6 protein-coding genes are annotated in these 8236 nt (G+C 66.8%); 1 reads left to right on the top strand and 5 read right to left on the bottom strand.

Going from position 1 to position 8236, the window contains the following annotated elements:
* Positions 1–78: 78 nt before the first annotated feature.
* The gene (locus FHS55_RS21505; RefSeq protein WP_183191923.1) at positions 79–3285 is read left to right on the top strand and encodes a glycosyltransferase; all 3207 of its coding nucleotides are present in this window, start codon (positions 79–81) and stop codon (positions 3283–3285) included.
* 75 nt (positions 3286–3360) lie between these two features.
* Here the strand turns inward: FHS55_RS21505 and glnT are convergent, their stop codons facing one another.
* The 5 genes from glnT to FHS55_RS23265 all read right to left on the bottom strand — a co-directional run.
* Positions 3361–4665: a type III glutamate--ammonia ligase gene (glnT, locus tag FHS55_RS21510; protein WP_183191924.1), complete on the bottom strand. Its 1305-nt coding sequence runs from the start codon at positions 4663–4665 to the stop codon at positions 3361–3363.
* A gap of 114 nt (positions 4666–4779) precedes the next feature.
* On the bottom strand, positions 4780–6117 hold the full coding sequence (locus FHS55_RS21515) for an FMN-binding glutamate synthase family protein (protein ID WP_183191925.1): 1338 nt from the start codon (positions 6115–6117) through the stop codon (positions 4780–4782).
* Between the two features lie 10 nt (positions 6118–6127).
* Complete coding sequence (locus FHS55_RS21520; RefSeq protein ID WP_183191926.1) at positions 6128–6853, bottom strand: GltB/FmdC/FwdC-like GXGXG domain-containing protein; 726 nt, start codon at positions 6851–6853, stop codon at positions 6128–6130.
* Positions 6850–7731: a class II glutamine amidotransferase gene (locus tag FHS55_RS21525; protein WP_183191927.1), complete on the bottom strand. Its 882-nt coding sequence runs from the start codon at positions 7729–7731 to the stop codon at positions 6850–6852. The genes FHS55_RS21520 and FHS55_RS21525 overlap by 4 nt, the downstream gene beginning before the upstream one ends.
* Before the next feature lie 284 nt (positions 7732–8015).
* The coding region (locus tag FHS55_RS23265; protein WP_210287113.1) for a hypothetical protein at positions 8016–8236 on the bottom strand (221 nt) is incomplete at its 5' end.

The following is an 8236-nucleotide window of genomic DNA, read 5'->3' on the forward strand; positions in this document are numbered from 1 at the left end:
AACGCTCTCATGTAGCACAGTCAGAGGAGCGGCCAGGTGCTGGAAGGCACGAGGCCGCGACCGGGGGAGACGAGCACATTGACGACGAACGGCGACCCGCCGCATCGTGAGCCGATTACGTCCGGGCAGATCCGCGACGCCCGGCCGGACCTTGCCGACCTCGTGTCGCTTGAACTGCTCGCCGTGCTGTTCCGGCCGCTTGCGCGGCGTCCGTGGCCCGCTGCGACGGACGCAAGCGCGCTCTGCGTGCCGGCACGTGACGACGCGCGCGGCGACGATGAACTGCGCGCCCTCGCCGGCGCGGCGGTCGTGCTGCGGCCGGACCTCGCCTCCGCGCGCGGGGCGGCCGAGGCCATTGCGGCGCTGGCCACGGCGGACTTCGTCCTCACCGCATCGCTGCCGGTGGCGATGCTGGCGGCGGCCTGTCGCATTCCATTCGCCTTCTGGGACGACGGCAGGCCGGAAACGGCCGCCGGGTGGCGGGAATTCGCCGACCGGATCGGCATCGACGCCCCGCCACGCCGTACCATCCCCGAAGGCCGTGCCGTCTATGACACGCATATCCGCCCCGCGCTGGCGGCCGCTGCACCGGGGCCGGCGCCCGATTCGTCCCTCCATGAGAGCGAACGGCTGCGCACCGAGGCGGTTGCACTGGGCCTGACACTGGAAACCGCTCGCCTGACCGCCGAGCAGCAGACGCGCAGCGCGGCGACGGATCTGGCGGCCTCGCACCTGCTCATCGAGAGGTTGCGCCGCAAGGTGGTGGACAGCGAAACCAGCCGTCGCCGGGCGGAACAGCGTCTGGCGGTGGTCTCCACGGCCGGAGACCGGCTGGCGGAGGAGTTGCGCCGCGCCTATTCACGCCCGCTGCGCCCGCTCAAAAGCGCGATCGAGCGCGCCGTGTTGCACTTTCGGCTGCTGTTCGAGGGCAGCCTCCTCTCGCCCGAATCAGCCGAGCGACTGCGTCTGTGCATCGCCGAGCAGAAGCCGGCACCCTTCCGCCGCGACTGGTTTGCCGCCCGCAGCAGCGCCCTGCCGGCGGCGCGCGGCACGAACCCGGAAGGCGGCACTGCCGCCCCTCTCTCCGCTGCCGCGGGTCTCCGGGCCCCCACCCGACCCGCTCAACCCAAGGTGACGATATCGCTGCGCCGGTACCTTCACGTGAAGATGCTGCGGCTGGCGGCCCGGCTGGCGTCTCCCTTCTCCAAGCGCACCAAGGCACGATTCCGCCGCTCCGCCGACAAGCGCGACCCTCGCGTCGCCCGGCCCACCGCGCTGGGGCCGGGGGTGGAGACGCCCAATACGCCGCGTCGTGTCATCCAGCAGAAGAACGCGCTGGCGGCCATCGGCGCGGAAACCCAGGTGCGGGTGCCGACATCCGAGCAGCCCGTGGTGAGCATCATCGTACCGACCTATGGCCAGGTCGACTACACCATGCGCTGCCTCGCCTCGCTGGCGGTCAATCCGCCGCGCCTGCCCTTCGAGGTGATCGTCATGGACGATGCCTTTCCCGGGCCGGAGGTCGAGCGGCTGCATCGCGGCATCGAGGGCGTCCGGGTCATCCGCAACGAGGTCAACAAGGGCTTCCTGCTCACCTGCAATGCCGCCGCCAAGGCCAGCCGCGGCGAGTTTCTGCTGTTTCTCAACAATGATACCGAAGTGATGCCCGGCGCGGTCGACGCGCTGGTCGACCCGCTGCGCGCCGACCCCGGCATCGGCATGACCGGCTCCAAGCTGGTCTACCCCACGGGCCGCCTGCAGGAGGCCGGCGGCATTATCTGGAGCGACGGCTCGGGGTGGAATGTCGGCCGCAACGGCGATCCCGACCGGCCGGAATATGATTACCGGCGCGAGGTCGACTACATATCCGGCGCCTCGATCATGGTGGCCGCCGCGCTTTTTGCCGATCTGGGCGGGTTCGACCCGGCCTTTGCCCCGGCCTATTGCGAGGATTCCGACCTCGCCTTCCGCATTCGCCAGCGCGGCCTCAAGGTCGTCTACGAGCCGCGCTCGGTGGTCATCCATTTCGAGGGCATCTCGCACGGCACGGACGTGAACTCGGGCCTCAAGGCCTATCAGGTCACCAACACCGAAAGGCTGAAGAACCGGTGGAAAGAGGTGCTGGAGCGCGAGCATTGCGCCACGCCCGCCGAATTCGCCCGAGCGCGGGACCGCGCCCGGCACCGCCCGGTGATCCTGGTAGTCGACCATTACGTGCCCGAGCCCGACCGCGACGCCGGATCGCGCACGATGATGAGCTTCCTCGTCGCGCTGCGCGAGGCGGACTGGGTCGTCAAGTTCTGGCCGGAAAACCGGCTCTATTCCGCAACCTACACGCCGCCGCTGCAGGACCTCGGCATTGAGGTGCTGGATGCCCGCTGGCCCGGCAATTTCGAGAACTGGATGCGGACGAACGGTGCCTTTGTCGACCATGTCCTCGTCAGTCGGCCGACCGTGGCGCGCGAGGTGCTGATGCCGCTGATCACGCTCACCTCGGCGCGGCTCAGCTATTATGGCCACGACCTGCATTTTCTGCGCATGAAGCGGCAGGCCGATGTGCTGGGCGACGCACGGCTGATGACCGAGGCGCAGGAAATCGAGCGGCTGGAACGTCGGCTGTGGCGGCAATTCGACGTGGTGTTCTACCCCTCGCAGGTCGAGGCCGATCTGGTCCAGGCCGGCGCACCGGGAACGCTGGCCAAGGCCGTGATCCCGTTCTGCTACGATCATTTCGAGGAGCGGGCGGCACCCGCGCCGGGCCAGCTCATCCTGTTCGTGGCGGGTTTCGCCCACGCGCCCAATGTCGATGCGGCCGAGTTCCTGGTGAGCGAGGTGATGCCGCTGGTGCATGAGCGTCTGCCCGATGCTCGCCTCGCCCTGGTAGGCTCCAACCCGACGCCGGCCGTGCGCGCCCTCGCGGACGATCACACCGAGGTTTCGGGCTGGGTCAGCGACGAGCGGCTGCAGGCCTATTACCGGCAGGCCCGCGTCGCGGTGGTGCCGCTTCGCTTCGGTGGCGGCGTCAAGAGCAAGGTGATCGAGGCCATGGCCATGGGCCTGCCGCTGGTGACGACGCCGATGGGGGCGGAAGGCATTGACGGGCTTGAGCGGATCGCCGCGATCCATGAGGATCCGCGCGACATCGCCGCCAGCATCGTTGACCTGATCGCGGCGGATGACGCGTGGATGCGGGCCTCGCAGGCCGGCATCGACTATGCGCGTCGTCACTTCTCGCGCGGCGCGCTGAAGGATTCGCTGCTCGCCGCACTGGTACCCAGGAGCTGAGCCGCAGACGCGAAAACGGGCGAGCCCTGAGGGCCCGCCCGTTCTTCAGCCGGATGATGATCGGTGCCCAGACGCTCAGATATCGAGCGTGTTATCGCGCTCCCACTGGGTGAGGTGGCGCGCATAGGCGTTCCACTCCTCGTGCTTCAGCTTGAGGAAGCCATCGACGACCGGCGCGCCGAGCGAGTTGCGCAGCACGGTGGACTTCTCCAGCGCCCGCAGCGCGTCGAGCAGGTTGAGCGGCAGCTTCTTGGCGCCGCGCACCTTGTGCCCGTCCGTGTACATGTTGATGTCGAGGCGCTTGCCCGGTTCGCGCTGGTTCTGGATGCCGTCGAGGCCCGCGGCCAGCACGGCGGCGGGCGCGAGATAAGGATTGGCCGCGCCGTCGGGCAGGCGCAGTTCGAGCCGGCCCGCATCGGGGATGCGGATCATGTGGGTGCGGTTATTGCCGGTATAGGTGACGGTATTCGGCGCCCAGGTGGCGCCCGAGACCGTGCGCGGCGCGTTGATGCGCTTGTAGGAGTTCACCGTCGGGTTGGTGAAGGCACACAAGGCGTCGGCCGAGTGGATGAGGCCGCCGATGAAATTGTAGCAGAGGTCGGAAACGCCAAGCTCGCCGTCCTCATCCTCGAACAGGTTGGCGCCCTCCTCGCTCCACAGCGAGGTGTGCATGTGGCAGCCCGAGCCCGTGAGGTCGATGAAGGGCTTTGGCATGAAGGTGGCGCGCAGGCCGTGCTTCTCGGCGATCGCCCGCGCCATGTACTTGAAAAAGACGTGGCGATCGGCGGTCACCAGCGCATCGTCGAAGTTCCAGTTCATCTCGAACTGGCCATTCGCGTCCTCATGGTCGTTCTGGTAGGGACCCCAGCCGAGCGTGAGCATGCAATCGCAGATCTCCTTGATGACGTCATAGCGACGCATCAGGGCGGACTGGTCGTAGCAGGGCTTGGTGGCGTTATCGGCGGTGTCGGAAATCCTGGTGCCGTCGGCATTGGTGAGAAAGAACTCGCACTCGACACCGGTCTTCATCTGGTAGCCGATGGATTCGGCACCCAGCATCGTGCTCTTCAGCACGTTGCGCGGGGCCTGCGCCACCAGTTCGTCATTCATCACGAGATCGGACGCGAGCCAGCCGACTTCCGGCTTCCACGGCAGCTGGACCAGGCTTTCCGGATCGGGAACCGCGAACAGGTCCGCATCGGCCGGGGACATGTCCAGCCAGGTGGCAAAGCCCGCGAAGCCCGCGCCGGCCCGCTGCATGGAGCCAATGGCGGCCGCCGGCGCCAGCTTTGCCCTCAGGCCGCCGAACAGGTCGACATAGGAGATGAGGAAATACTTGATGCCGAGCTCTTTGGCGGCATGGGCAAGGTCATTTGCCATGGTGCATTCCGGTTCCGTGCTGTTCCCCGGCCCCTTTGGGGGCTCGTTGCGGCGAAGATATAAGGGCTTGAACGTGCAAACCCCGCACCGAAGCGCGGGGTTTTTCAGCAGCAATCAGAAATTGCCGTTGCTGCCCGGGATCCAGCTGGTCCCGGCGAGCGGGACATTGGCCATGGCCGCCGCCTCGATGGTGAGCGCCACCAGATCCTCCGGTTCGAGATTGTGCACGTGGCTCTTGCCGCACGCACGCGCGATGGTCTGCGCCTCCAGCGTCAGTACCGCGAGATAATTGGCGAGGCGCCGGCCGGCGGCGACCGGATCGAGCCGCGCCATCAGCGCCGGATCCTGCGTGGTAATGCCGGCGGGATCGCGCCCCTCGTGCCAGTCATCATAGGCGCCGGCGCTGGTGCCGAGCGCCTCGTACTCGGCCTGGTAGTGCGGATCGTTGTCGCCCAGCGCGACAAGCGCCGCGGTGCCGATGGCCACCGCATCGGCGCCGAGCGCCAGCGCCTTGGCCACATCCGCCCCGTTGCGGATGCCGCCGGAGACGATGAGTTGCACCTTGCGATGCATGCCGAGATCCTGCAGCGCCTTCACCGCCTGGCGCACCGCGGCGAGGGTGGGGATGCCGACATGCTCGATGAAAATTTCCTGCGTCGCCGCCGTGCCACCCTGCATGCCGTCGACCACGACCACGTCGGCGCCCGACTTCACAGCCAGCGCCGTATCATAATAGGGCCGCGCGGCGCCGACCTTCACATAGATCGGCTTCTCCCAATCCGTGATCTCGCGCAGTTCCTCGATCTTGATCTCGAGGTCGTCCGGGCCGGTCCAGTCGGGATGGCGGCAGGCCGAGCGCTGGTCGATGCCGACGGGGAGCGTGCGCATCGAGGCGACCCGCTCGGTGATCTTCTGGCCGAGCAGCATTCCCCCGCCGCCCGGCTTGGCACCCTGCCCGATCACGATCTCGATCGCGTCGGCCCGCTTGAGGTCGTCCGGGTTCATGCCGTAGCGCGAGGGCAGATACTGGTAGACCAGCATCGAGGAGTGGCCGCGCTCCTCATTGGTCATGCCGCCATCGCCCGTCGTCGTCGACGTGCCCATGGCCGAGGCGCCGCGCCCGAGCGCTTCCTTGGCATTGGCCGAGAGCGAGCCGAAGCTCATGCCGGCGATGGTGACCGGAATCTTCAGCGCGATCGGCTTCTTCGCGAAGCGCGTGCCGAGAAGGATATCCGTGCCGCAGCGCTCGCGATAACCTTCCAGCGGATAGCGCGACATGGAGGCGCCGAGGAACAGAAGGTCGTCGAAATGAGGAACCTTGCGCTTGGCCCCGGCGCCGCGGATGTCGTAGATGCCGGTCGCGGCGGCGCGACGGATTTCCGACAATGTGTATTCGTCGAAGGTCGCGGAGTAACGCGGCTTGGTGCGCGGCGTATGGCTATGGTCGTTCATCGCCGTACCCTCAGTAACTCGACACGTTGTCGACGTGGAAATGATAGAGCGTGCGGGCCGAGCCGTAGCGGCGGAACTCACCGATATCGACCTCGCCGAGGATGCCGGCGGCCTCCAACTTGGCCGCCAGAAGCGCGCGGTGCTCCTCGCGCATCTCCTTCTCGACGCAGTCCGCCCCGAGGCTGGCAACCGACCCGCGCACGAACAGGCGCGCCTCGTAGAGGCTGTCGCCGAGCGCCTCGCCGGCATCGCCGAGCACCGTGAGCGTGCCGGCCTGCGCCATGAAGGCGCTCATATGGCCGATCGAGCCCTTCACCACGATGTCGATGCCCTTCATCGAAATACCGCAGCGTGCCGAGGCATTGCCATCGACGATCAGCAGCCCGCCATTGCCGGTGGCGCCGACCGACTGGCTGGCATCGCCCTTCACATGGATGAGCCCGCTCATCATGTTCTCGCCGACGCCGACGCCGGCATTGCCGTTGACGATGATATGCGCCTGCTTGTTCATGCCACCGCAATAATAGCCGACCGGCCCGTCGATCTCGACCGTGACCGGCGCGTCAAGACCAGCCGCGATGGCATGGCGGCCGGCCGGGTTGGCCACTTTCCACAGGGTCTCATGGGTGTCGGGGGCGAGCTTGTGCAGCGCGGAGTTGAGCTCACGCAGGGAAGAGGTGGCGAGATCGACATGGGTGGCCGCATCGGGCGGCACGCGGGAAAGGACGAGGTTCATGCTGCACGATCCCAGAAATAGACCTTAGCCGGCTCTGGTTCCCAAAGCTTGGCCGTGGCGATGCCTGGCAAGCCCGCAAGAGCGCGATATTCCGAGCCGAAGGCTACGTAGCCATCCGTCTCGGCCATCACGGCCGGCTTGCACGCGATGGGATCGCGCAGCACGCCGAAGCCGCTCTCGGTTCCGACGACGAATGTATAGAAACCGTCGAGATCGTCGAGCGAATGGGTCAGCGCCTCGCCCAGCGTGTCGCCCCCGCGCATGCGGTAGCTGAGATAGGCGGCCGCGACCTCGCTGTCATTTTCAGTGTCGACGCGAAAGCCCTCCCGCGCCAGGCGGCGGCGCACGCCGGCATGGTTCGACAGCGAGCCATTGTGCACCAGGCACTGGTCCGTTCCGGTCGAGAAAGGATGCGCACCCTCCGTCGTCACCGCGCTCTCGGTCGCCATGCGGGTGTGGCCGATCGCGTGCGTGCCGGCCATCGTCTCCAGCTTGAAGCGTCTGGCGACATCCGCCGGCAGGCCGACTTCCTTGTACAGTTCCATGCGCTGCCCCGCACCGACCACGCGAATTTCGGGGGCAAGCCGGCCGAGTGCGGCGCGCACCGTCGCCTCTTCCGCCACCGGCACGCTGAGCACCGCGTGGGTGTCTCGCGGGAGGATGGGGTGAGCGATGGCCGCGCCGAGTGCGGTGAAATCCGTTCCGGCGGGGCCGCGCAGGGTGAGCTTCACGAAGCCGGGCGCGCCGGCACTATAGACGGCGAAGCCTGCGGAATCCGGCCCGCGATCGCACATGATATCGAGCATCTCCGCCAGCATGGCCCCGAGTTCGGGCTCCAGCTTCGGATCCTTGAGAAACAGGCCGACAATGCCGCACATTTTCGTGGGGCCTCCATAGCGAGGAGTGGTTGCCTTGTTTCTAGGCCTTGGCGGTCGGCTCGTCAATCTTTGGGAATATAATTTTCTCTATAAGAAACCCATTTTAGCGCACCGGCTCGTCCCATCCGGCATCCATATCACGCCGCGTCGATTGGGATCTCCCGGCGCGTCGCGTCGCCTCGCGACTCCGAATTCGGAGCCTGCCGGCCGAACACAACCTTCGCTCACGGCGTCGCGTCGAACTGATATCTTTGATTGTATGCGATCTCCCAACGCAGTTGCGATCATGGATGAAGGGAGTGTCGGCACACCACGATATCGCTCATGGGGCCGGCAGAAACCGGATCTCTGCCGCTGACGGCATGGCGTTTCGCTGGCTCGCCGGCACGCTGCCTTTCGCACGCGGGCGCATTTTGACGCACAAAAACCCCGCCGTGGGGTAACCACAGCGGGGATTTGTTGGTTTGTGAAGAAGCGAGCTGTGCTTTGCAGGCCTGGCAGCGAC

This window comes from Ancylobacter tetraedralis (assembly GCF_014195655.1).
In the GTDB taxonomy this organism is placed as follows: domain Bacteria; phylum Pseudomonadota; class Alphaproteobacteria; order Rhizobiales; family Xanthobacteraceae; genus Ancylobacter; species Ancylobacter tetraedralis.

Coding starts and splice junctions, on each gene's coding strand:
- FHS55_RS21525 (WP_183191927.1), bottom strand. CDS start 7,731: ATGTGCGGCATTGTCGGCCTGTTTCTCAAGGATCCGAAGCTGGAGCCC.
- glnT (WP_183191924.1), bottom strand. CDS start 4,665: ATGGCAAATGACCTTGCCCATGCCGCCAAAGAGCTCGGCATCAAGTAT.
- FHS55_RS21520 (WP_183191926.1), bottom strand. CDS start 6,853: ATGAACCTCGTCCTTTCCCGCGTGCCGCCCGATGCGGCCACCCATGTC.
- FHS55_RS21515 (WP_183191925.1), bottom strand. CDS start 6,117: ATGAACGACCATAGCCATACGCCGCGCACCAAGCCGCGTTACTCCGCG.